This window comes from Pseudomonas sp. PAMC25584 (genome assembly GCF_058135675.1).
The window spans coordinates 2,078,308-2,101,930 of record NZ_CM176870.1 but is presented as its reverse complement, the minus strand read 5'-3'; the positions used below and the strand labels follow the sequence as shown (position 1 = coordinate 2,101,930).

19 protein-coding genes and 2 tRNA genes are annotated in these 23,623 nt (G+C 61.4%); 13 read left to right on the top strand and 8 right to left on the bottom strand.

Annotated features, from left to right (window positions below):
- Positions 1–21: 21 nt before the first annotated feature.
- Both ACS5Q8_RS09795 and bamJ read right to left on the bottom strand, forming a co-directional pair.
- The gene (locus tag ACS5Q8_RS09795) at positions 22–480 is read right to left on the bottom strand and encodes a YkvA family protein (protein WP_276197326.1); all 459 of its coding nucleotides are present in this window, start codon (positions 478–480) and stop codon (positions 22–24) included.
- A gap of 315 nt (positions 481–795) precedes the next feature.
- Positions 796–1,527: a BamJ family beta-barrel-assembly machinery protein gene (gene bamJ / locus ACS5Q8_RS09790; RefSeq protein WP_276197325.1), complete on the bottom strand. Its 732-nt coding sequence runs from the start codon at positions 1,525–1,527 to the stop codon at positions 796–798.
- A gap of 247 nt (positions 1,528–1,774) precedes the next feature.
- On the opposite strand from bamJ, the gene ACS5Q8_RS09785 reads away from it, so the two are divergent.
- From ACS5Q8_RS09785 to ACS5Q8_RS09735, 11 genes are all read left to right on the top strand, one after another.
- Entirely contained in the window at positions 1,775–3,586 is a 1,812-nt protein-coding gene (locus tag ACS5Q8_RS09785; protein WP_465160119.1) for a di-heme-cytochrome C peroxidase, read from the top strand.
- A 29-nt stretch (positions 3,587–3,615) separates the two neighbouring features.
- On the top strand, positions 3,616–4,746 hold the full coding sequence (locus ACS5Q8_RS09780) for a catalase family protein (RefSeq protein WP_443694830.1): 1,131 nt from the start codon (positions 3,616–3,618) through the stop codon (positions 4,744–4,746).
- A 599-nt stretch (positions 4,747–5,345) separates the two neighbouring features.
- Complete coding sequence (gene kdpF, locus ACS5Q8_RS09775; protein WP_074851717.1) at positions 5,346–5,444, top strand: K(+)-transporting ATPase subunit F; 99 nt, start codon at positions 5,346–5,348, stop codon at positions 5,442–5,444.
- 107 nt (positions 5,445–5,551) lie between these two features.
- Positions 5,552–7,258: a potassium-transporting ATPase subunit KdpA gene (gene kdpA / locus ACS5Q8_RS09770; protein ID WP_426099353.1), complete on the top strand. Its 1,707-nt coding sequence runs from the start codon at positions 5,552–5,554 to the stop codon at positions 7,256–7,258.
- Between the two features lie 10 nt (positions 7,259–7,268).
- Positions 7,269–7,928: a K(+)-transporting ATPase subunit C gene (kdpC, locus tag ACS5Q8_RS09765; protein ID WP_426099354.1), complete on the top strand. Its 660-nt coding sequence runs from the start codon at positions 7,269–7,271 to the stop codon at positions 7,926–7,928.
- A 12-nt stretch (positions 7,929–7,940) separates the two neighbouring features.
- A complete protein-coding gene (gene kdpB, locus ACS5Q8_RS09760; protein WP_276197320.1) occupies positions 7,941–10,010 on the top strand; it encodes a potassium-transporting ATPase subunit KdpB in 2,070 nt (689 codons plus the stop codon).
- A gap of 130 nt (positions 10,011–10,140) precedes the next feature.
- Positions 10,141–12,792 (top strand): DUF4118 domain-containing protein, encoded by a 2,652-nt coding sequence (locus tag ACS5Q8_RS09755; RefSeq protein WP_426099355.1) that lies wholly within the window; start codon positions 10,141–10,143, stop codon positions 12,790–12,792.
- On the top strand, positions 12,789–13,481 hold the full coding sequence (locus ACS5Q8_RS09750) for a response regulator (protein ID WP_276197318.1): 693 nt from the start codon (positions 12,789–12,791) through the stop codon (positions 13,479–13,481). The genes ACS5Q8_RS09755 and ACS5Q8_RS09750 overlap by 4 nt, the downstream gene beginning before the upstream one ends.
- An 87-nt stretch (positions 13,482–13,568) precedes the next feature.
- Positions 13,569–14,339 carry an APH(3')-II family aminoglycoside O-phosphotransferase gene (locus tag ACS5Q8_RS09745; RefSeq protein ID WP_465160118.1) on the top strand — a complete coding sequence of 257 codons (771 nt, stop codon included), beginning with the start codon at positions 13,569–13,571 and terminating at the stop codon, positions 14,337–14,339.
- A gap of 346 nt (positions 14,340–14,685) precedes the next feature.
- Positions 14,686–15,699 carry a response regulator gene (locus tag ACS5Q8_RS09740; RefSeq protein ID WP_443694806.1) on the top strand — a complete coding sequence of 338 codons (1,014 nt, stop codon included), beginning with the start codon at positions 14,686–14,688 and terminating at the stop codon, positions 15,697–15,699.
- 3 nt (positions 15,700–15,702) lie between these two features.
- Positions 15,703–16,656, top strand: a complete 954-nt coding sequence (locus ACS5Q8_RS09735; RefSeq protein WP_276197315.1) for a sensor domain-containing diguanylate cyclase — start codon at positions 15,703–15,705, stop codon at positions 16,654–16,656.
- A gap of 221 nt (positions 16,657–16,877) precedes the next feature.
- Here the strand turns inward: ACS5Q8_RS09735 and ACS5Q8_RS09730 are convergent.
- From ACS5Q8_RS09730 to ACS5Q8_RS09705, 6 genes are all read right to left on the bottom strand, one after another.
- Positions 16,878–16,954, bottom strand: a tRNA-Asp gene (locus ACS5Q8_RS09730).
- Positions 16,955–16,973: 19 nt separating this feature from the next.
- Positions 16,974–17,049 (bottom strand) — tRNA-Val (locus ACS5Q8_RS09725).
- A gap of 272 nt (positions 17,050–17,321) precedes the next feature.
- Complete coding sequence (pcaG, locus tag ACS5Q8_RS09720; RefSeq protein WP_276197314.1) at positions 17,322–17,924, bottom strand: protocatechuate 3,4-dioxygenase subunit alpha; 603 nt, start codon at positions 17,922–17,924, stop codon at positions 17,322–17,324.
- 12 nt (positions 17,925–17,936) lie between these two features.
- On the bottom strand, positions 17,937–18,656 hold the full coding sequence (gene pcaH, locus ACS5Q8_RS09715; RefSeq protein WP_465160117.1) for a protocatechuate 3,4-dioxygenase subunit beta: 720 nt from the start codon (positions 18,654–18,656) through the stop codon (positions 17,937–17,939).
- Between the two features lie 130 nt (positions 18,657–18,786).
- Positions 18,787–19,716 carry a pca operon transcription factor PcaQ gene (gene pcaQ / locus ACS5Q8_RS09710; RefSeq protein ID WP_465160116.1) on the bottom strand — a complete coding sequence of 310 codons (930 nt, stop codon included), beginning with the start codon at positions 19,714–19,716 and terminating at the stop codon, positions 18,787–18,789.
- Between the two features lie 70 nt (positions 19,717–19,786).
- The gene (locus ACS5Q8_RS09705) at positions 19,787–20,611 is read right to left on the bottom strand and encodes a sugar phosphate isomerase/epimerase family protein (RefSeq protein WP_465160115.1); all 825 of its coding nucleotides are present in this window, start codon (positions 20,609–20,611) and stop codon (positions 19,787–19,789) included.
- Positions 20,612–20,995: 384 nt separating this feature from the next.
- Between ACS5Q8_RS09705 and ACS5Q8_RS09700 the strand changes: the two genes are divergently transcribed.
- Complete coding sequence (locus ACS5Q8_RS09700) at positions 20,996–21,850, top strand: IclR family transcriptional regulator (protein WP_426099361.1); 855 nt, start codon at positions 20,996–20,998, stop codon at positions 21,848–21,850.
- Entirely contained in the window at positions 21,847–23,604 is a 1,758-nt protein-coding gene (locus ACS5Q8_RS09695) for an FAD-dependent oxidoreductase (RefSeq protein ID WP_465160114.1), read from the top strand. Before ACS5Q8_RS09700 ends, ACS5Q8_RS09695 begins: the two co-directional genes overlap by 4 nt.
- The last annotated feature ends 19 nt before the right edge of the window (positions 23,605–23,623 follow it).

Here is a 23,623-nt window from a genome sequence, read left to right as displayed (position 1 = left end):
GGTCGCAGGGGGATATCCGTGTCATGAGGCTTTTTGCGGGTTTTCCTGGGCCAGCAGCGCGGGCGTCGCCGGCAGGCGCTCAACCACGGCGAGCTTTTCCGGACGCTGTGCCTCACGCCAGGCGCGAAAGGCGCTCAGTTCGGCGCTCAGGCTCTTCATGACCCAGGCCAGCACGGCGATGTCGTCGAGCATGCCGAATACCGGGATAAAGTCCGGTATCGCGTCGATCGGGCTGAGGAAATACATCAGTCCTGCCACGACCGACACCAGCGCCTTCGGGCTGATCGCCCGGTACTCGCCCCGCCAGTAGGCCAGGCATAGGGCCTGGAGCAACTTGAGGTCATCCTTGAGCTTGCCGAGGCGGTTGCCCTGGCTTGCGCCCTTGGCCGCCACGGCGAACAACAACGTCGGCAAGCGCCCACGCCCCAGCAGGCGCGCGGCCATGGGCAGGAAACGGGCGAAATTGAAGGGTGGTTTCATTCGGCACTCCAGTTCCATGGGTCAGAGAAGGTTATCCACACAAATTGTGGATAACCTTGTGAACAGAGCCTGTTTTCATGGCTGAAAGCCACGGTTTACAAGGCTCGTAGTCAGATCGGGCGTTTTTTGCGCACATCAAAAAAACCCAAGAATTCATTGACTTGGCGCTTGCGTCCGGCTACCGGCACTCGAGTCTTTTATCAGACTGTTGCAAGTGGCGGTTGTTCGTTTGGATTTGCACAGACTGAGTGTGGAAGCACCCTGCACAAACAACAACGCCCCGTCGAGACGGGGCGTTGGGTGTTCAGGCGCCGATTACTTCTTGGCGGCTGGTGCGTCAGGGGCTTCAGCCTTGGCTGGGTCCTTGATGGCCAGCAGTTCCAGGTCGAATACCAGCACGGAGTTGGCCGGGATCGCCGGGCTCGGGCTCTGGGCACCGTAGGCCAGGTCGGATGGGATGTACAACTCGACCTTTTCGCCGACGTGCATCAGTTGCAGGCCTTCGACCCAACCCGGAATCACGCCGCTGACCGGCAGGTCAATCGGGCTGCCGCGATCCACGGAGCTGTCAAAGGTAGTGCCGTTGGTGAGCTTGCCGGTGTAGTGCACAGTGACCACGTCGGTCGGCTTAGGCTGAGGGCCGTCGGCTTTCTTGGTGATCTTGTACTGCAGGCCGGAAGCCGTGGTGACTACGCCATCTTTCTTGGCGTTGTCTTCGAGGAATTTCTTGCCGGCGGATGCCGACTCTTCGCTCATTTTGGTCATGCGTTCTTCAGCACGCTTCTGCAGTGCGGCAAACGCTTCAACCAGTTCGTCGTCTTTCAGCTTCTGCTCTTTCTTACCGACGGCATCTTCAATGCCCTGGGCTACCGCTTTGGAGTCCAGATCGTCCATGCCTTCTTGGGCAAGGCTTTTGCCCATGTTCAGGCCGATACCGTAGGAAGCTTTCTGCGCCGGGGTTTTCAGCTCTACGCTGGTCTGCGAATCACAACCCGCAAGTACCAGGCTAACCAGGGCCACCGCCGCCGCCAACCGATGCTGTTTCATGCTATTTCCTTGTTCATGCGCCAAAAGGGCAATCGAATAAAGTCGCGAGCTTATCAGGCGGCCACGACCAATGGCTACCGGCATCTGAGCAGGAAACTTCTGATAAGTTCACGTGTTTAAAAGCATTTTCATTCATGATGGACGCCCGCGACGGATCGCGGGACTGCCTGTCCGCAGGATCATGGCCACTTGCCGCACCTGTGGCGTAGTGGCATAACAACGCAATCACTCGACAAGGATAGTTATCTTGCGCATTTTTTCCCGTGTTTTACTGCTGATCCTCGCCCTGCTGGGCCTGATCCTGGCAGTGGTGCTCTATTACACCGCCAACCCCAGGCTGCCGGACTACGTCCCCGTGGAACAGGTGCATTACCAGGATCAATGGAGTGCCGCCGACCGCCAGACCTACTACTTCACGCCTCAGGGCACCCAGGTAAAAGGCCTGCATTACGAGTGGTTCACCGCGCTGGAACTGCCGTTTTCCGAACAGCGCTTCGCCACGCCGGAGTACCTGGCACGCTTCGGTTTCCTGGTCGATCCCAAGCAAGGGCCCAGCCCACAAAACCCCGGCAACCTCCCGGTCGGCTTCGCCCGGCACAAGAACGCCGGCAGCAAAACCGAATACCTGGACATCACCTGCGCCGCCTGCCACACCGGCGAATTGCATTTCAACGGCCAGGCCCTGCGCATCGACGGCGGTTCGGCCCAGCACGTGCTGCCCTCCAGCGTGCCGACTTTGCGCGGCGGCAGTTTCGGCCAGGCCCTGGTGGCCAGCCTCGCCGCGACGTATTACAACCCGTGGAAATTCGAACGCTTCGCCCGCAAGGTGCTGGGCTACGATTACGATGACCACAATGAACAGTTGCTGCGCCAAGACTTCAAACAGTCGCTGAACCAGTTCATCAAAGTCGCCTGGAACGATACCCACCGTGGCCTCTACCCTACCGAAGAAGGCCCGGGGCGCACCGATGCCTTCGGCCGCATCGCCAACGCCAGCTTTGGCGACGCAATTTCCCCGGAGAATTACCGAGTTGCCAACGCGCCCGTGGACTACCCGCAGTTGTGGGATATCTGGACGTTCGACTGGGTGCAATGGAACGGTTCGGCGCAACAACCGATGGCGCGCAATATCGGCGAAGCCCTCGGCGTGGGGGCAACCCTAGGCTTCTTCGACAGCGCCGGCCAGCCGCTTCAGGGCGACGCACGCTACCCGTCGAGCGTGCGGGTGCGCGACCTGAACCTGATCGAAGAAACCCTGCAGCGCCTCAAGCCGCCGACCTGGCCGGAAGACCTGTTCGGCGCCCTCGACAAGCCCCTCGCCGCCCAGGGCCGCGTGCTGTTCGCCGAAAACTGCGCCGGCTGCCATGTGCCGGCCGTCACCCAGCAAAATGGCCGCCCGGTGCAGCAACTGAAAATGCTCCCGGTGGACTACATCGGCACCGACCCCAGCGCCGCTAGCAATATCGCCGACCAGCGCTATGACCTCAGCGCCTTGAAGTGGGACCCGGCAGAATTGGCCCAGTTGAACGTCGAGTTGCACCCCACGCCCACCGAACCGCTGGACCTGAAAAAAATCTCCGTGGCCAAGGGGCTGGCCTACGTCACCGCCTTCGTTGAGGACCACGCCTACCGCGCCGCCGGCGTCACCCCGGCCGAGCGCCCGCGCCTGGACGGTTACGGCCTGCCCATCGGCGTGCGCGAGTTGCGCGCCTACAAGGCGCGGCCGCTGGCCGGCGTGTGGGCCACCCCGCCGTTTTTGCACAACGGCTCGGTGCCGACGATTTACCAGTTGCTCTCGCCCCAGGACGAACGCAACACCACCTTCTATAAAGGCACCTTCAACTACGACCCGCGCCACCTGGGCTTTCAGACCGGCGCGTTCAACAATGCCTTCCTGTTCGATACGCGCATCACCGGCAACCACAACAGCGGCCATGAATTCCGCGCGGGCCAACGGGGCAACGGCGTCATCGGCCGCGGCTTGTTGCCGCAGGAACGCTGGGCACTGCTGGAATACCTCAAAGTCCTCGGCGGCCCGCTGGAGCAACAACTGCCATGATTATCCACTCGCACAACCCGCAACCTTCCATGCTCGCTCGCCTGTGGCTGCGCCTCGGCGCCGTGCTCGGCAAAACCCTGCTATGGCTGGCGGCCCTTGGCCTGCTCGGCTGGCTGGCGGCCACCGCTTGGTACGCCTGGCAGCACAGCGGCCCGGTGTCGCCGGACGAGCAGATCCCGTCCGGTGAAGCGGCAATGACCCAGGGCATTATCCAGACGGCAGTGCGTATCGTTGACCAACACCGCGAAGGCACGCGTTACCTACGCGATGCCCATGCCAAGGCCCACGGTTGCGTGAAGGCCGAAGTCAAGGTGCTGGCCGACCTCGACCCCGCACTGCGCCAGGGTGTCTTTGCCGAACCGGGCAAGACCTGGCAAGCCATGATGCGGCTGTCCAACGGCAACGCCTACCCGCAATTCGACAGCATCCGCGATGCGCGCGGCATGGCAATCAAGCTGCTCGACGTGCCGGGCACACAGTTGCTCGCCGACCAGCAAGCACGGGCCGAGCAGGACTTTGTGATGTTCAGCCACCCGAACTTCTTTGTCAGCAACGTGGCCGAGTACGCGCAGAACATCGGCGCCCAGGCGGACGGCAAGAAAGTCCTGGCGTTTTTCCCCAAGCTCGACCCCCGCAGTTGGCAGGTGCGCCACCTGTTCATCGCCCTGGCGACCCTGGCCCCCGCACCGGCCAGCCCGACCCAGACCACGTACTTTTCCGTCTCGCCCTACAAGTTCGGCGCAGCCAACGCCAAGTTCCGCGTCGCGCCCGACCCGCAGAACTGCCCGGACTATGTGCTGCCCAAACAGAATCAGGACCTGCCGAACTTCCTGCGCAGCGCCCTGAACCAGCAACTGTCCACCGACCGCGTGCCGGCGTGCTTCGTGCTGCAGATCCAGCGACAGAACCCGCAGAAGTTCATGCCGATCGAAGACACCAGCATCGAATGGAAAGAAAGCGATGCGCCCTATGAAACCGTGGCCAGGGTGAAGATCCCCGCTCAGGATTTCGATACGCCGGCGTTGAACCTGGCATGCGACAACCAGTCGTTCAACCCGTGGTTCGGGCTGGAAGCGCACCGTCCCATCGGCGGGATCAATCGGTTGCGTAAAGCGGTGTATGAGGCAGTCAGCGATTACCGGCACAGCCGCAACTTGTAAGGCCGGGGGCTGTGTGGGAGGGGGCTTGCTCCCGATGGCGGTGGGTCAGTTATAAATAAGCTGACGGTTTCACCGCCATCGGGAGCAAGTCGAATCGTCGCACCGCCCCTCCCACATTCAGAGTTCATTACATCAGGCAGATGCTGTGTTGTTCTGCTTTTCGTAAAGAGTTCGTATAGTTTGCCGATTCGCCATAACGATTACGTTGCCTCTATTGAGTCACTAAGCCCGAACACTTTACCGTCACTTCCTACCCCCAAACACCCGTAGGAAGTCATCGTGGAAAGTTCAACTTTAGGCATGCTCGTCCTGTCAATGATTGCGCTCTTCGGCACCGCCGCGTTTTGCTTCGAACACCTCTCTACCCGTAGCGAGAAGAAAAAGAAAGCCAAATAAGCGGCGCGTCAACATCAGCAGAACCCCAGTTTTCAAAGGGATACCCGGGCGGCGGGCTATCCCTTTTTTTCGTTCGCCCCGGATAAAGCCGTCTATATACCGTCTTAATACCGCCACCTGTAATCAGTGCCTGGGCTTGATACCCCAGCGATTAACCTCCCCGCGTCCGCCATTGCGGCTTATTCATTCAGGGGAGTTACACCGTGCTCACACTCACGTTCATTTATATCGCCAGCGGCCTCTGCGCCGTGGGGCTGTTCGCTTACTTGGGCTACGCCCTTATTCGCGCAGAAAAATTCTAGGGAGTTCGCCATGTACGACCTGATGTTTATTGGCCTTTCCCTGGTGTTTTTTGTTGCGACTGCCATGGCCATTGTCGCCATGGGCAAGATTTGAACGGAGCCACGACATGTTAAGCACGCTGCTGGAATTTGCGCTGGTCCTGGGGGTAATGACGGGACTCGCAGTACTGATGGGCAAATGGCTGACCCGGGTGTTCACCGGGGCTCACCATGCCTTGCCGGAACGTTATACCTATCGCCTGCTGGGCATTGACCCACGGGAAACCATGGGCTGGGCACGCTACGGTTCGGCGCTGTTGTTGTCGAACGCGGCGATGATGCTGCTGGGCTATTGGGTCCTGCGCCTGCAGGCGGTGATGCCGATCAACCCGTTGGGGCTGGCCGCACAAACGCCGGACCTGGCGTTCAACACCACCGTTTCCTTTATTACCAACACCAACTGGCAGGCGTACTCGGGCGAGAGCAGCCTGTCGAACTTCAGCCAGATGGCGGTCATCACCTTTCTGATGTGCGTCGGCGCCACCTCCGGGGTGGTCGCCGCAGCCGGTTTCATTCGCGGTTTGAGCCGCTCCAGCTCGGGCGATATCGGCAACTTTTGGGTCGACTTCACTCGCACGCTCTACCGCGTGATGCTGCCGCTGTGCGTGGGTATGGCGCTGGTGTATGTCTGGCAGGGCATGCCGCAGACCTTCGCCTCCCAGGTCTTGGCCACAACGCTCGAAGGCGCGCAGCAACAGTTGATTGTCGGCGCGGTGGCCAGCTTTGAATCGATCAAGCACATCGGCACCAACGGCGGCGGTTTCTTCAGCATGAACGCCGCGCACCCGTTCGAAAACCCGACGCCGCTGACCAACGCGCTGCACATCCTCAGCATGTTGCTGATCCCTTCGGCGTTGACCTACACCTTTGGCAGCATGCTGTTGCAACGTCGCCAGGGCTGGGTGTTTTTCGGCACCTTCCTGGTGATGTTCATCGGCTTCCTCGCACTGGTCTACGGCGCCGAGCAAAACGGCAACCCGCTGCTGACCCAGGCCGGCGCCAACCAGAGCCTGTCGCTGGAACAAAGCGGCGGCAACATGGAAGGCAAGGAACTGCGCTTCGGCATCGCCGACAGCAGCCTGTTCATCGCCACCACCACAGCGGCGACCACCGGTTCGGTCAACACCATGCACGACTCGTTGACCCCCATGGGCGGTTTCGTGCCCCTGGCGCAGATGATGCTCAACTGCGTGTTCGGCGGCGACGGCGTGGGCTTTATCAACCTGATCCAATACGCCCTGCTGACGGTGTTCCTGGTGGGCATGATGATCGGCCGCAGCCCCGAGTTCCTCGGCAAGAAAATCGAGGCACGGGAGATGAAACTGGTGATGCTCTCGGTGCTCGCGCACCCCATCAGCATCCTCGGTTTCACCGCCCTCGCCGCCCTGTGGCCCGACACCCTGGCCAGCCTGAACAACCTCGGCCCCCACGGTTTCAGCGAGGTGCTCTACGCCTACACCTCCGGCACCGCCAACAACGGCTCGGCCTTCGCCGGCTTGAACGCGAATACGCCGTTCTTCAACACCACCATCGGCCTGGCGATGTTGATCGGGCGCTTCTTCACCCTGCTGCCGATGCTCGCCGTGGCCGGTTCCCTGGCAATGAAAAAAACCGTACCTGCCGGTGCCGGCACCATTCCCACCGCGACCCCGCTGTTCATGCTGCTGGTGGTGTTCGTGGTGCTGGTGGTCGGCGGCCTGACCTTTTTGCCGGCGCTCGCGCTCGGCCCGCTGGTGGAGCAACTGCAGTTGCTGTCCGGCCAGACGTACAACTGAGGACACGTGGATGACGACTCAATCGATATTCAAAGGGCTGTTGCGCCCGGTGCTGGTTTCGGCGGTGTTTTTCATGCTGTTGACGGGGTTCGCCTACCCGGCGTTCACCACCGTGACCGCACAACTGATGTTCCCGTTCCAGGCCCGTGGCTCGCTGATTGAACGCGACGGCCTGGTCATGGGCTCGGCCCTGATCGGCCAACACTTCACCCGGCCGGAGTACTTCCATGGCCGCCCGAGCATGACCCTCGGCGCCGACCCGCAAGACCCGAGCAAAAGCGTGTCGCAGCCGTACAACGCCGGTTCCAGCGGCGCCAGCAACCTGGGGCCGACCAGCCAGAAACTACTGGACCAGGTCGCCGCACGCGTCCACGCCTATCGCCAGGACAACGGCCTGGGCGCAGACGCCCAGGTGCCAGTGGACGCAGTCACCGCTTCCGCTTCAGGCCTCGACCCACATATCTCGCTGGCCAATGCGCGGCTGCAACTGCCACGGGTGGCGCGCCTGCGGCAGATCCCCGAAGCCGAGTTGCTGCAACTGGTCGACCAACACACCCGTGCGCGCACCTTCGGCCTGCTCGGCGAACCACGGGTCAATGTGCTGCAACTCAACCTTGCGCTAGACGCCCGCCTGCCATCGCGTCAGCCCCCTATTGCGGCCAGTGAGTAAGAGATTTCCCTCATGAAGAATGCTCGTTTACCTCTGTTTGATCGCACCATCGTGCTCACCGCGTGTGGGGATGCGCTGAAGAAACTGCTGCCCCAGGCGCAATGGAAAAACCCGGTGATGTTCGTGGTTTACCTGGGCAGCATCCTCACCACCCTGCTGTGGTTCCAGTCCCTGGGTGGCCAGGGTGAAGCGCCCAGCGGTTTTATCCTCAGCATCACCTTGTGGCTGTGGTTCACCGTGCTGTTCGCCAACTTCGCCGAGGCCTTGGCCGAAGGTCGCAGCCGGGCCCAGGCGGCCAGCCTGCGTGGGATGAAGCGCCAGACGTTGGCCAAGTTGCTGCAACAACCCCAGCATGGCAGCGCCTGGTTACCGCTCGAAGCCAGCCTGCTGCGCAAGGACAGCGTGGTGCTGATCGAAGCCGGCGACCTGGTGCCGCTCGATGGCGTGGTGATTGAAGGCGTGGCGTCGGTGGACGAAAGCGCGATCACCGGCGAATCGGCGCCGGTGATTCGCGAGGCCGGTGGCGACTTTTCCTCGGTCACCGGCGGCACACGCGTGCTGTCGGACTGGCTGGTGGTGCGTATCAGCGTCAACCCCGGCGAGTCGTTTCTGGACCGCATGATCTCGATGGTCGAATCGGCCAAGCGCCAGAAGACCCCGAACGAAGTGGCCCTAAACATCCTACTGGTGGGCCTGACCCTGTTGTTCCTGCTGGTGATCGCCACGCTCAGCCCTTACTCGATCTTCGCCGTGGCCATGAGCGGCAGCGGCAGTGTGGTCAGCGCCACGGTGCTGGTGGCGTTGCTGGTGTGCCTGATCCCCACCACCATCGGCGGCCTGCTCTCGGCCATCGGCGTGGCGGGCATGAGCCGGATGATGTCGGCCAATGTCATCGCCACCTCCGGGCGCGCGGTCGAAGCGGCGGGCGACGTCGACGTGTTGCTGCTGGACAAGACCGGCACCATCACCCTGGGCAACCGTCAGGCCAGCAGCTTTTTGCCGGCGCCGGGGATAAAAGAGGCCGAGTTGGCAGACGCCGCGCAACTGGCGTCCCTGGCCGATGAAACCCCGGAAGGCCGCAGCATCGTGGTATTGGCCAAACAGAAGTTCGACATCCGCGCGCGGGACATCAACCAGCTCGGCGCCAGCTTTGTCCACTTCACCGCGCAAACCCGCATGAGCGGCGTCGACCTGCCCGAAGGCCGGGCGATTCGCAAGGGCGCGGCGGACGCGATTCGCAACCATATCGAGGCTTTGGGCGGCAGTTTTCCGACAGCCTTGCAGGCCAAGGTCGATGAAGTCGCGCGGCGCGGCAGCACGCCGCTGGTGGTCAGTGACGGCGCCAAGGCGCTGGGTGTGGTGGAACTCAAGGACGTGGTCAAGGGCGGCATCAAGGAGCGCTTCGCCGAGTTGCGGCGCATGGGCATCAAGACCGTGATGATCACCGGCGACAACCGCCTGACCGCCGCCGCCATTGCGGTGGAGGCTGGCGTGGATGACTTCCTCGCCGAGGCCCGCCCGGAAGACAAACTGCAATTGATCCGCGACTACCAGGCCCAGGGCAAGCTCGTGGCCATGACCGGCGACGGCACCAACGACGCACCGGCGCTGGCCCAGGCTGACGTGGCGGTGGCGATGAACAGCGGCACCCAGGCCGCCAAAGAAGCCGGCAACATGGTCGACCTCGACAGCAACCCGACCAAGCTGATCGAAGTGGTCGAGGTCGGCAAACAGATGCTGATGACGCGCGGCGCCCTCACCACCTTCAGCGTGGCGAATGACGTGGCGAAGTACTTCGCAATCATCCCGGCGGCGTTTGTCGCGACCTATCCACAGCTCGGCGCATTGAACGTGATGCACCTGACCAGCCCCAACTCGGCGATTCTCAGTGCGGTGATTTTTAACGCGCTGATCATTGTTGCGCTGATTCCACTGGCCCTGCGCGGCGTGACTTACCGCGCGATCGGCGCGGCGGCGTTGCTCAACCGCAACCTGCTGATCTATGGCCTGGGCGGGGTGCTGGTGCCGTTTGCCGGGATCAAGCTGATCGACCTGTTGCTGACGGGGTTGGGCCTCGTATAACGCGCCAACCACTGTAGGAGCGAGCTTGCTCGCGAAGGGCGTTAACGCTAACGCGGGAAACCTGACACCCAGCGGCACCCTCAGGTTTTTCGCGAGCAAGCTCGCTCCTACAGACAACCAGAGGAATGACATGCCCGCCTTAAACGACGAACGCCCCGACCCCGACGCCCTGCTGGCGTGGGTGCAACAGAAAGAACAGGCCGCCTTGCGCGGCAAATTGCGTATCTACTTCGGCTCCAACGCCGGGGTGGGCAAGACCTGCGCCATGCTCGCTGCAGCGCAACGCGAAGTCGCCCTGGGCCGCGACCTGCTGGCCGGGGTGGTGGAAAGCCACGGCCGCACAGAAACCGCCGAGCTGCTGCATGGCCTGGAACAACTGCCCCGCGCCGCGCTGCAGCATCGCGAGTTCGCACTCAGTGAATTCGACCTCGACGCCGCCCTGCGCCGCCACCCCGCCGTGGTGCTGGTGGACGAACTGGCCCACAGCAACGTGCCCGGCTCGCGCCACCCCAAACGCTGGCAAGACGTGGAAGAACTGCTCAGCGCCGGCATCGATGTCTGGACCACCCTCAACGTCCAACACCTGGAAAGCCTGAATGACCTGGTCAGTGGGATCATCGGCATCCGCGTGCGGGAAACCGTGCCCGACCATGTGTTCGACAACGCCCACGAAGTGGTGGTGATCGACCTGCCGCCGGACGATCTGCTGCAACGCCTCAAGGACGGCAAGGTGTACCTGGGCCCGGCAGCCGCGCGTGCGTCGCAAAATTTTTTCCGCAAGGGCAACCTGCTGGCGCTGCGCGAGCTGACACTGCGGCGCACCGCCGACCGGGTCGACGCGCAGATGCGCGTGTACCGCCGCGAACAATCGATCAAGACCCTGTGGCCGGCCCGCGAACGGCTGCTGGTCGGCGTGGCCGGTGACGCCGGCGATGAACGCCTGGTGCGTGAAGCGGCGCGCCTGGCGCAAAAACTGGAAGCGGACTGGATTGTCGTCCACGTCGCTTCGGCCCAAGGGCGCGGCGCCAAGCGCTACCTGAACGCAATGAAAACCCTGGCCCTGGCCAGCGAATTCGGCGCCGACACGGCCACACTGCCGGGCATGGACGTCGCCGAAGCCCTGGTTGCCTGCGCCCGCGAGCACAACGCCAATCGCCTGGTACTCGGCCATCATCCGCGCCGCAGGTGGCAGTTCTGGCATCAGTCGGTCAGCGACCGGATCAGCCGCCACCATCCGCAAATCGATCAGATCGTGATCGCCCACGGCCTGCTGCCGGGCAAGCCCGCCGCGCTCGAAAAACCCACGGCACGGCCCGGCACTCGACTGGCCTACGTCTGGGCCAGCCTCGCCTGTTTCGCCGCCAGCGCCGTCGCCGCCCTGCTGTTGCAGGTGTTCGACCTGGCCAACGTGGTCATGCTGTTTTTGCTCACGGTCGTGCTGGTTGCGCTGCGCTATGGACGCGGCCCCGGCGTGTGGGCCGCGATGCTCGCGGTGCTGTGTTTTGACTTCTTTTTCGTACAGCCGCGCTATTCATTCACCGTCAACGACACCCAGTATTTTTTCACCTTTGCGTTGATGCTCGGCATCGCCCTGATCACCGGCCAACTCACCGCGCGCCTGCGCCACGAAGCGCGCACCGCCGCCGCGCGCGAACGCCGCGCGACCTCCCTGGCGCGCTTGGCCCGCGACCTGTCGGCCGCGCTGACCGTGGAGCACATCAGCGAAGTCGCGCTACGCACCTTCAGCGGCGTCTTCGAAGCACGGGTCGGCCTGGCCTTGCCGGACGCCGCCGATGGCGTACACAGCGTCAGCGCGGGCGGGTTGCCGATCGACGACAGCATCGCCCAATGGACTTACGACCACGGCCACCCCGCCGGCCACGGCACCGACACCCTGTCGGCGGCCAAGGGCTGCTATTTGCCGCTCAAAGCGCCGATGCGCGTGCGCGGTGTGCTGGTGCTGGAACTGGCCCAGAGCGAACGCTTGAACGATCCGCAGGAACGCCGCCTGCTGGAAGCCTGCATGAGCCAGTTGGCGATTGCGCTGGAGCGCGTGCATTTCGTTGAAGTGGCGCAAAGCACGTTGGTGCAGATGGAAGGCGAAAAAATGCGCAACACCCTGCTCGCGGCAATTTCCCACGACCTGCGCACACCGCTGACCACGCTGATCGGCGCCGCCGACACCGCCCTGCCCCACGCCCCGCCGGGGCCACTGACCGAACTGCTGCACGGCATTCACGAACAAGCCACGTCCATGCAGCGCCTGATCGAAAACCTATTGGACATGGCACGCATGCAAGAGCGCGGCGTGCGCCTGAACCGCCAATGGCACTCGCTGGAAGAAATCGTCGGCAGCGCCCTGCGCCAATTGCGCGAGCCATTGGCGCAGCACCGCGTAAACACCACGCTCGACGCGCACTTGCCGTTGGTGGAAGTCGACGCGCTGCTGATCGAACGGGTGCTGGTCAACCTGCTGGACAACGCCGCCAAGTACACCCCGCCGGGCACGCTCATCAGCGTGGCCGCCAGCCAGGTCGGCGAGAGCATTGTGCTGGAGGTCAGCGACACCGGCCCAGGTAGCGCCCCGGCCAATCTGTTCGAGCCCTTCACGCGCGGCCAGCAGGAATCGTCCGTCGCCGGCATCGGCCTGGGCCTGGCGCTGGCCAAACGCATCGTCGAGGCCCACGGCGGGCGCATCGACGCCAACCCCGGCCGCGTGTGCGGCATGCATTTCATCATCACGCTACCGGCGGGCACCCCGCCGTCCATGGAATTCCTATGAGCACTGCACGCATTCTGATTGTTGAAGACGAGGCCAACATCCGCCGCTTTGTCGGCATTGCCCTGCAAGATGAAGGCTTTCAGGTGTTCGAGGCCGACAGCGTCAAACGTGCGCTGATCCACGCCGCCAGCCGTCAGCCGGATCTGGTGATCGTCGACCTCGGCCTGCCGGATGGCGACGGCAAACAACTGATCAGCGAACTGCGCGGTTGGCTCGCGGTGCCGATCCTGGTGCTGTCGGCACGTGACCGCGAAGAAGAAAAAGTCGCCGCCCTGGACGCGGGTGCCGATGACTACCTGACCAAGCCGTTCGGCGTGCCCGAGCTGCTCGCACGCATCCGCGCCCAACTGCGCCGGCATGGGCAGACCGGCACCGTGGTGGCGACCAGCAAGGTGACGTTTGGCGAGATTGAAGTCGACCTGGCGACCCATGAAGTGTCGCGCTCGGGCCAGCCGGTACACCTGACGCCCATTGAATACCGCCTGCTCTGCGCGATGATTCGCGGTCAGAGCCGGGTACTGACTCACCGGCAACTGCTGCTGGAAGTGTGGGGCCTGGATTACGTCGACCGCGCCCACTACCTTCGCGTGCATATGGCGCATTTGCGGCAAAAGCTGGAGGAGGACCCGGCGCAGCCGCAGTACTTCATTACCGAGTTGCAGGTGGGCTACCGGCTGGTGGGGTGGTGAACAGGCGTGCGGCGGCGAAGTCCAGGAACATCGCCGCCATTGCGTCTTGAGTTGGCAGCGATCCGAGGAAAATGGAAAAATGCCAGCATGAATATTCCAAGAAAGTGGCGTGAGCAATTCCCCTTCGCGCTCATCGAACCCCAAACCATTGGCGAGTCCGGCGCCGATGTCTTTCGCCTGCGCGGTGGTGAGCTCGGGGATTTGTTCCTGAAATCAGAGCCCATCGGGCCTTTGGAGGAACTGGCGGGCGAGATCGAGCGGCTGCGCTGGCTCCAGCAATGCTACGTGCCCGGGCCAACCGTGCTCGATGTGCTGAGCGAAAACCATCGGCGCTGGCTGCTGATGAGCGCCGTCCCGGGACACGATCTGGCCAGCGACGGCCACTTGTCTGCGCTTGAAGTCATTGCCATCGTGGCGAATGCACTGCGTACCCTGCACCAGATACCCGTTACACGATGCCCCTTCGACCACTCACTGGAACAACGCATAGCGGTCGCGAGCCAGCGTGTCCGAGCCGGCGAGGTGGATGAGACTGACTTCGACGATGAGCGCCTGGGCCGGACGGCCGCCGACGTGTTCGCCGAGTTGCTGTCGACGCGGCCCAGCACCCATGACTTGGTCGTGACCCACGGCGATGCGTGCCTGCCGAACTTCATGGCTGAAGGGAATCGTTTCAGTGGTTTTATCGATTGTGGTCGCCTGGGTGTCAGTGACCGCTACCAGGACCTTGCGCTGGCCGCGCGAAGCATCGCGCGTAATTGCGGGCCTGAGTGGGTGGCGCCTTTCTTTGACCAGTACGGCGTCAAGCCCGATGAACAGCGCATTGCGTTCTACTGCTTGCTGGACGAACTCTTCTAACCCGTGCAGGCCGTTGATGTACGCCTACTCCTCAACTGAAAATGTGCGCACCGCAGCGTCTTGATGCAATGCCCGAGCGTCTATCCGAACCTCACATTATCAAACTCAACCGTGCGCACGATGACCCGGTGTAATCGAAGCATCTGGACATGCAAGCAGACGTTCGGGGTGTTCAGCGCCCCTAGTGAAAACTTGGATCACTTCATCATTCGTGAGGCGCCGGGGTTGGCGGGCCGATAGTGACTGGCTCGGCTGTCGCGCTCAATAAAGCCCTGTTTAATAAGGTGGTATTGGCATGCTTATGGGGCATGATGGGCCGCAGTGCTTTGCCTGATATTCAACGCCGATGAGTGCCAATCTTTTGTCAGTGATTCCCCTACTAGTATGTGACGACTCCATCATGGCCCGTAAGCAGGTGTTACGGGCTCTACCGGCGGACTGGCCGGTTTCGGTCACAGAGGCGGGGAATGGGCGCGAGGCCATGGATGCCATACGCAGGGGTTTGGGGCAGGTGGTGCTGCTCGACCTGACCATGCCGGAAATGGATGGTTATCAGGTATTGAGCGCCTTACGCGCGGAAGGATTGAAGGCGCAAGTCATCGTGATCTCCGGCGACATTCAGGAAGAAGCGGTGCGCCGCGTGCTTGAGCTGGGCGCGCTGGCGTTCCTGAAAAAGCCTTTCGACGAAAGCGAGCTGCGCCAGACACTCAGTCAGTTGGGGCTCCTGACAGAACCCGGCAACGCGTCGCCGGGGAATCGTCGGATAGCGAACACGGTCATCAGTTTTCACGATGTGTTCCGCGAAACGATCAACGTTGCCATCGGCCGGGCGGCCGCCCTGATAGCCAAGGTGTTGGGCGTCTTTGTGCAGTTGCCAGTACCGAACGTGAACATACTCGAAGTCGGCGAGCTGCACATGGCGCTGACCGATGCCAGCAGTTGCAACGAACTCACAGCCATTTGCCAGGGTTTTATCGGCAGTGGCATCGCTGGCGAAGCCCTGCTGATGTTTCACGACTCGGAAATCACCGACATAGCGCAATTGATGAAGCGCCACAGCAGCGATTATTCGGACATGGAAATGCTGCTAGACCTCTCCAGCGTTCTGATCGGTGCCTGCCTGAGCAGCATTGCCGAACAGATCGATGTGGTGTTTTCTCAAGGTCACCCGCAGATCCTCGGCCAGCACGCAAGCATCGATGAGCTGATCCAGGTCAACCGCAAGCGCTGGAAAAAGACCCTGGCCGTGGAAATCAGCTACAGCCTGGAAGGGCACGATATTCGTTTCGACCTGTTGTTGCTGTTCACAGAAGACTCAATCGAACGATTGACCCACAAACTCGCCTACTTGACGAACTAAGCCATGAACGATTCTCTCGATCTGAACGAGTTTCACTGGTTGCTGGCAATCGTCCAGAACATCGACGTCGGTGTTGTGGTGCTCGACCGCAACTATTGCGTGCAGGTCTGGAACACCTTCATGGAGAACCGCTCCGGGTTGCAGCCCAAGGACGCCCAAAATCAGAATTTCTTGAGTCTGTTTCCCGAAATCGACCCGCAATGGTTCAGCCGCAAGGTGGAAAGCGTCGCGACCCTGGGCACACCCGCGTTCACTATCTGGGAGCAGCGCCCGTATCTGGTGCGGTTCAAGAACTACCAGCCGATCACCGGCCAGGAAGAGTTCATGTACCAGAACACCACGTTGTTACCGCTGCGCTCCACCGACGGCAAAATCAAGCATATTTGCCTGGTGATCTATGACGTCACTGACGTCGCCACCAACCGGCATCAACTCCAGGCCGCCAATGCGCAATTGCAGCAACTCTCCAGGACCGATCGGCTGACGGGCTTGTACAACCGCGGTTACTGGGAAGAAAGCCTGAAAGGCGCCTATGCGCGGCACCAGCGTTATGGCAATGCCACCAGCCTGGTGATGCTGGATATCGACAATTTCAAGCGGATCAACGACACCTATGGTCACCTGGCGGGCGACAAGGTCATCGAAGAAATCGCCAGGCTGATCCATGAACATGCGCGCGAAACCGATATGGCTGGGCGTTATGGCGGTGAAGAGTTCGCCGTGGTGCTATCGGACACCGATAAAACCAATGGATGGGTGTTCGCCGAGCGTCTGCGTAAGGCAGTCGAAGGGCTGGAAGTGCTGCACAACGGCCAGAGCATCCGTTTCACCATCAGCCTGGGGGTGGCCGACCTGAGCCAGCCCTCGATCAACTATGCCGACCTGATCGCCTGGGCGGACCATGCGCTGTTTGCGTCGAAGAAGGCCGGGCGCAATCGGGTGTCGGTGTATGAGTAGCGTGATCGTAGTGCCTGGTTTTACGACGACTGAGCGGCCTCTCTGCGCCGACTAGCCGACTTGAGGCCCGCGTCGGCGATAGGCGCCCAGGGAAATACGCAAGTGCTTGTCCCGCCAATAAACGATGGGATCGCCGAGCTGAATCCCAGGCACAAAAAAGCCCGCTCAATGAGCGGGCTTCCTGTGGTGACCTGGCGTTCAGCGTTCCAGGTAACCGAATATGGCGCAGCGGACGGGACTCGAACCCGCGACCCCCGGCGTGACAGGCCGGTATTCTAACCGACTGAACTACCGCTGCGCGTAACACATAAAGCGAATGGTGGGTGATGACGGGATCGAACCGCCGACCCTCTGCTTGTAAGGCAGATGCTCTCCCAGCTGAGCTAATCACCCTTCACTTTCGGTGTGGGCCGCATCATATACGAAAAATCCGCAATGTGTTGATTTAAATGCAATTTATTTAGAATATTTTCCAATGAGCGGCGCGCCCCGGTAAAAACGGGGTTCTTCTGGGCCAAACGCGGCGCTATTACGCTTACCTGACGCTTGGCGGCGGCGTGGGCTGGTGGACCTGATGACCCGTTATCAGGCCACCCCGCACCGGGTTTTCCAAAGCCCAGACAGCAAAAAGCCCGCTCAATGAGCGGGCTTTTTGGAGTGATCCGTCAGAAGTCGAAGAACACCGTTTCTCCTTCGCCTTGTATCCGGATATCAAAACGATAAGCCAACTTGCCATCAACCGTGCAACGCTTGGCGACCAGCGTCTCCCGACGTTGCGGCTGCTCGATCAGATTCAGCACCGGATCGACCGCATTGGCCTGGGCTTCGTCGTCGAAGTACACACGGGTCTGCAAGTGAATATTGATACCCCGCGCGAACAGCGAAACATTGACGTGCGGCGCCATCCCTACACCCGCAGCGTTCTTCAGGGTGCCCGGCTTGACGGTATGGATCTGCCACTCGCCAGTCTCCGTGGTCGCCGTGCGGCCAAAACTGTTGAAGGGCTTTTCCAGGTTGTAGTCGCTGTCGTAAACGCCTTCGTGGTCAGCCTGCCAGCATTCCAGGAACGCATCGCGGATCAGGTGACCGTTGCCGTCATAGACATGGCCCAGCAACAGGATGTGCTCACCCGGCGCACCGGGTTTGGCCATTTCGTTCCAGATTTCCTGCTCGCGCGGCGGGTTGCCCGCCGCCTCCAGCGCCAGGCCGATATGCACGTAAGGACCGGCGGTTTGCGACGGGGTTTCAGGCAGAAGTTCAACGGGCATGGGCGTGCCTCCTCAGCGGTTTTCGAAGTGGGTCTTGCGCTGACCGCGCAGAACGATATCAAAGCGATAAGCCAGGCAATCCATGGGATTGGCCATGCTCATATCAAGCTTTGCGATCAGGCTCTGCACCGCATCCGGATTGGCGATCGACTTGACGATCGGGCACATCGAGATGAGCGGGTCACCTTCGAAATACAGCTGGGTGATCAATCGCGTGGCAATCGACGGGCCGCTGATTGAGAAGTGAATATGCGCCGGGCGCCAGTCGTTGGGACCATTGCGCCACGGATACGGGCCAGGCTTGACCGTGCGAAAACTGTAGTTGCCCTCGCGGTCGGTCAAGGCACGGCCGACGCCACCGAAGTTAGGGTCGATGGGGGCCAGATAGCTGTCTTTCTTGTGCCGATAGCGACCACCGGCATTGGCTTGCCACATTTCCACCAGGGTATGGGGAATCGGCTTACCGTACTGGTCACAGATCCGACCGGCGACGATGATGCGCTCGCCGATGGGCAAGCCCCCGTGATTGAAGTTCAGCAGCAGATCGTTATCGTGCTGCCCCATCTTCAGGTGGGAAAAGTCCGGGCCGCTGGTTTCCGACTGGGATAGAGGGATGCTCACCAACGCCTGACGCGGGGAACGCAGGATTGAGGTTTTGTAGTCAGGCGTCAGGGCTTTGGGGTGCCAATTACGGTCACGAATGACGAAACGGCTGTTGTCCGCATCAGACATGTCGGTTTCCTTTTTTGTTATGGATAAAAATCAGCGGTTAACGCTGCCTAAACAGCAATCAACGACCCAGTCTCCCTTGATAAGACGCCATCCAAAACTGAAAAAACCGAGCCTATCCATATCCAAATGGTTATGGATAGCAACCCTCGCGATATTCCTCGCCTACCTCGCGCAACACCTCCACGCACCATTGAGCCGCCATGGACATCGTCAACGCAGGATTGCTGCACAGCCCCACAGAACCACCGGGTTCGCGAATACCCAACTGCAACTCAACCAGGTCACCTCGACTCAGGTCCTGCCTGACCGCGTCAAAAGGCGCGACCCAGATCGCCTGACTGCACTGCACATAACGCCGACTCAAGATCAACGACAGGGTTTCCAGACGCTGGCGCGGTGGGCTGATGCTGTGCTGCACAAACAGGCTGTCGGCGAATTTGCGAATCGTCGTCCCCGCCAGCGGCAACACCAGCGGATAATGTTCGATATGTTCATGCGCCTGCGGGTCAGCCAATAGCGGATGGCCGTTACGCACCACCAGGGTCATGGACTCGCTGTACAGATGCTCGAACATCAGCCCAAGGATCTGCGGGCTATCCGTCATGCGGCCGACCACCAGGTCCAGCTCCCCCACACGCAATTGCGACAACAGGTACGCGCTCGGCCCGGTCACCACGCTCACGACCAACGCCGGATGCCGGGAATGCAAACGACAGACGACCTCGGGCACCAGCAAACTTTCCACGGTGGACAGCACGCCGAGCCGCGCGGTGAAGGGCTCATGCTCGCCGGAACGCAGGCTATTCACCCCTTCACGCAGCGCTTGTACGCTCGGCCCGGCATAACGCAGGAAAGCCACCCCGGCCTCAGTCAACGCCGCGCCACTTTTACTGCGCACGAATAAAGTGGCGGTCAGCAGGGTTTCGAGTTCTTTGAGGGTCTTGGACAGCGCCGGTTGGCTGATCGCCAGTTTTTCCGAGGCGCGCGCCAGACTGCCCTGGCGCGCCACTTCGAGAAAGCACACCAGATGGCGGAATTTGATTCGGGTGTCGATATTCAACGTATTTAGCCGCCTTCGAGGTGTCCGGTGCCGCGAAAGTGTACGCCCGATGTCCGGGCGACGCTGCCGATCAGCGCCGTTGCAATACGTGATGAGCCTTGTCGAGCGCCCTCTTCGCCCGGTCGAACGCGCTAACGCCTTGCTCCAACAACTGCCGAGAGGGGGTCTCCAGGCTCAGCGGGATACCGGCGGGCAGCGCGCTCAACAGGCCGTCCAGGTCACAGTCGCCGTCACCCGGGAAACGTCGTTCATTGCGCGCCTGACGCAGGATTTCATCCATATCGTCGGGGCGCGGTCCCGCCACGTCGCACAGCTGTGCGTAGCGGAAACGATGCGGCGCCTTGGCCGTGGCGGCGGCCAGTTCCGCGAGCGATGAGCCAGACCGATCGAAGTGGAACGCGTCAATCAGAACCCCACCGTTGGGACGTGCAGCGCTCTCGACAATGCGCCATGCCTGCGAAAAATCGCGTGCGTCTGTCCACGGCATGAATTCCAGGTGCGGGTGGATACCGAGCGGTGCCGCCATGTCGCACAGCGCCGCGAAGTTATCGCCCAGGCGGGCTTCGTCCGGGTCGTTGCCGGCGATCAACAATTCAGTCGCGCCAAACTCGGCACCGACTTCCAGAAGGCCAAGGAAATCCTGCACGCGGGTTTCCGGCTTCAACCGCAGGATCTCAATGTCCAGCACCTTGATCCCGGTGTCCCGCAGACGCTGGTGCGTTCGATGCCGCAACTCGGCATCTGCCATCAAGGGGAAGTGATGTTCTTGCGGCGTTGCCGGTTCCAGCCGCAAGCCGACATGGTTATATCCGGCACGGGCAGCGACCTCGACCATCTCCGGAGGCGACAGCTCCAGCACGGTCAGGGCAGCCAGGGAAAATATCTGTTCGCTCATGGTCGACTCTCGTTCTCGAATTCCAAAAAAAGCGACGTGCTTCGGTCACGAAAAGTGACGACCTGAGCCGCTGTCTTTTTTAGTTAGAACTGAGTTCCAGTTTTAAATCAAGTGGAAAAAACACGCATGGATGAAAGCGATTTTGGCGGTTGGTTTGCGTTCGATAACCGCACAAAAGCCTGATTTTCCGATTGATCATTCTTCCTAAAAAACCGAACACTGAATAAGACTCCCCACCGAAGCCCCCGTAATCCGGGACTTGCGCCCTGTCGGCGCAATCGGGCGAATTGACACTGCCGCTGGAACTGGAATAGTTTTCCAGAATTATCGAAAGCCAATTCCAGCGAAACGACGGGCGTCACAAAACCACTGAGGAGCCAGGTTATGCCAAGCGCAGCGAGTCACACCGAAAGCAGTTACGTCGGGCGGTTTGACCGTGGTCTGGCCATTCTGGAAATGCTGGCCAACAGCGGTGAAGGGATTCCGCTGACCGCGATTGCGGAACAGCTGCGCATCCCTCGTAGCGCAACCCATCGCCTGCTGAACACCTTGTGTGAAACCGGCTATGCACGCCAGGAGCAGGAACGTGGCACGTATGTGCTGACCTCCAAGTTGCAGGTCCTCGCCTTCACCCACCTGAGCGCGGACGGGACGGTTGATGCGGTGCAGCCGGTGCTCAATCGTCTGGCGGCAGAAGTCGGTGAGCTGGTGCGGTTGTCCGTGGTGGACGAGGATCGGCTGACCTGGGTTGCGCGTGCGCAAGGCGCACGTTCCGGGCTGCGTTATGACCCGGACATGGGCATGGCGGCCAAGCTCTCATGCTCCGCGAGCGGCTATGCCTGGATGGCAACCCTGGATAACGAGCAGGCGTTGGCACTGGTCGGCCGACAGGGCTTCGGTCTGGCCCAAGACTATGGTCCCTCCGCCCCGCAAACCGTTGAGGCATTGCTGCCAAGAATCGAATCGGCACGGACCCTCGGCTATGCGATGGCCATTCAGACATTTGCCGACTGGATGTCAGCCATCGCTGTCCCCCTGTTTCACCCAATCAGCCGCAAGGTGATTGGGGTGGTCAGTGTTGCGGGCCCGGTTTTCCGGCTTTCCGAAGCGCGGCTGCATCAAATCGCCCCGTCACTCATCGCTGCTGTAGCAGAAATCCAGCAGTTGATTCCGGGGTCTCCCGCCCTGATGAGTCCAGGGCTCACCGCAATGAATATCAGTCAAGGTGACTCAGTGTGAACACCCAGAACAACGCCAGGTCAAGACGTCTCGATTGTGATCTGTTAGTGATCGGCTCCGGCGCTTCCGGCCTTGCCGCCGCCGTGACCGCCGCGTCCCAGGGCCTTAAGGTCATCGTGGTGGAAAAGCATGCAACATTCGGCGGCGCGACGGCATGGTCGGGTGGATGGCTGTGGGTTCCCGGCAACCCATTGGCCAAGCGCGCGGGTATTGATGAAGATCCACAGCAACCGCGCACCTATTTGAAGAATGAACTGGGTTCACGCTACAACGCCGAACGGGTCGATGCTTTTCTGGACAATGCGCCACGGATGGTGGCGTTCTTTGAAGAAAACACCGCGTTAAAATGGGTCGATGGCAACGGCATCCCCGACATTCATGGGCATGTTCCCGGCGCCGCCGTTCAAGGCCACCAGGTGATCGCTGCGCCCTACGATGCAAGACACATGGGGCGGTTAATCCGGCGCATGCGCAAACCCATGAGAGAGACGTCTTTCCTCGGTATGCCGATCATGGCCGGCCCCGATCTGGCGGCCTTTTTGAGCATGACCCAATCGCTCAAATCCTTTATCCATGTCAGCAAGCGTTTTCTACGCCACCTGCGAGATCTGGCCCTCCACGGTCGGGCCATGCACTTGGTCAACGGCCAGGCGTTGGTCGCACGCCTGGCCAAATCGGCGGTCGATCTCGGTGTGACGCTGATCGAGTCCGCCCCCGCTCGCCAATTGATCCTGGATCAAGGCAAGGTCTTGGGGGCTATCGTCGACACGCCAGACGGCACCACGCACATTTATGCCACCCAGGGCGTCGTGTTGGCGGCCGGTGGCTTCCCCAACGACATGCGTCGGCGCAAGGCGCTTTTCCCGCGCACGCCGACAGACAACGATCACCTGGCCTTGCCCCCTGTCGATTGTTCGGGCGATGGCATTTCGCTGGGCGAATCTGCCGGCGGCGTGCTGGAGGTAGACGTTGCATCACCCGCCGCATGGGCTCCGGTTTCGTTGGTCCCGCACGCGGACGGCAGCACGGGGCATTTCCCCCACATCATCGACCGCGCCAAACCCGGCCTGATTGGCGTGCTGTCCACTGGCAAGCGCTTCGTCAACGAAGCCGACGGCTACTACGATTACACCGCTGCCATGATGACCGCGGCGCCTGAAGGTGAAGAAGTGGCGTCCTGGCTGATCTGCGATCACCGCTTCCAGCGCCGCTTCGGGCTGGGTCATTCGCGGCCGTTCCCGCTACCGGTGGGGCCGTCGGTACGCAGTGGGTATTTACACCGCGCCGCATCCATCCATGCGCTGGCCGAAGCCTGCGGTATCGATCCTGCTGGGTTGTCTGAAACGGTACGCAACTTCAACGAGCACGCCCGCAACGGTCAGGACCCAGCGTTCGGTCGTGGCTCCACGCCTTACAACCGCAAACAAGGCGATCCCCTTATTACCGAAGGCAACCCCTGCGTGGCCCCGATCGAACACGGCCCTTTTTATGCCGTGAAGGTCCGCCCTGGCAGCTTCGGCACATTCGCGGGCCTCAAGACCAATGGCCATGCCCAGGTAGTGGACCGCAGTGGAGCCGCTATCACCGGTCTTTACGCAGTCGGCACCGACATGGCGAGCGTCATGGGCGGTTACTACCCTTCCGGAGGGATCAACCTCGGGCCAGCCATGACGTTCGGCTATATCGCCGGGCTTCATGCGGCCGCTGCGCAGCATTCAACCGATGCGAGTCCGAACGCCCAGGACGTCGCGTAACCCCGTTCAACTGAAGCCT

Excerpts from the sequence above, each read along its gene's own strand:
- ACS5Q8_RS09795 (WP_276197326.1), bottom strand. The coding sequence starts at position 480 with ATGAAACCACCCTTCAATTTCGCCCGTTTCCTGCCCATGGCCGCGCGC.
- bamJ (WP_276197325.1), bottom strand. The coding sequence starts at position 1,527 with ATGAAACAGCATCGGTTGGCGGCGGCGGTGGCCCTGGTTAGCCTGGTA.
- ACS5Q8_RS09780 (WP_443694830.1), top strand. The coding sequence starts at position 3,616 with ATGCTCGCTCGCCTGTGGCTGCGCCTCGGCGCCGTGCTCGGCAAAACC.
- kdpA (WP_426099353.1), top strand. The coding sequence starts at position 5,552 with ATGTTAAGCACGCTGCTGGAATTTGCGCTGGTCCTGGGGGTAATGACG.
- kdpC (WP_426099354.1), top strand. The coding sequence starts at position 7,269 with ATGACGACTCAATCGATATTCAAAGGGCTGTTGCGCCCGGTGCTGGTT.
- kdpB (WP_276197320.1), top strand. The coding sequence starts at position 7,941 with ATGAAGAATGCTCGTTTACCTCTGTTTGATCGCACCATCGTGCTCACC.
- ACS5Q8_RS09755 (WP_426099355.1), top strand. The coding sequence starts at position 10,141 with ATGCCCGCCTTAAACGACGAACGCCCCGACCCCGACGCCCTGCTGGCG.
- ACS5Q8_RS09750 (WP_276197318.1), top strand. The coding sequence starts at position 12,789 with ATGAGCACTGCACGCATTCTGATTGTTGAAGACGAGGCCAACATCCGC.
- ACS5Q8_RS09745 (WP_465160118.1), top strand. The coding sequence starts at position 13,569 with ATGAATATTCCAAGAAAGTGGCGTGAGCAATTCCCCTTCGCGCTCATC.
- ACS5Q8_RS09740 (WP_443694806.1), top strand. The coding sequence starts at position 14,686 with ATGAGTGCCAATCTTTTGTCAGTGATTCCCCTACTAGTATGTGACGAC.
- ACS5Q8_RS09735 (WP_276197315.1), top strand. The coding sequence starts at position 15,703 with ATGAACGATTCTCTCGATCTGAACGAGTTTCACTGGTTGCTGGCAATC.
- pcaG (WP_276197314.1), bottom strand. The coding sequence starts at position 17,924 with ATGCCCGTTGAACTTCTGCCTGAAACCCCGTCGCAAACCGCCGGTCCT.
- pcaH (WP_465160117.1), bottom strand. The coding sequence starts at position 18,656 with ATGTCTGATGCGGACAACAGCCGTTTCGTCATTCGTGACCGTAATTGG.
- ACS5Q8_RS09705 (WP_465160115.1), bottom strand. The coding sequence starts at position 20,611 with ATGAGCGAACAGATATTTTCCCTGGCTGCCCTGACCGTGCTGGAGCTG.
- ACS5Q8_RS09700 (WP_426099361.1), top strand. The coding sequence starts at position 20,996 with ATGCCAAGCGCAGCGAGTCACACCGAAAGCAGTTACGTCGGGCGGTTT.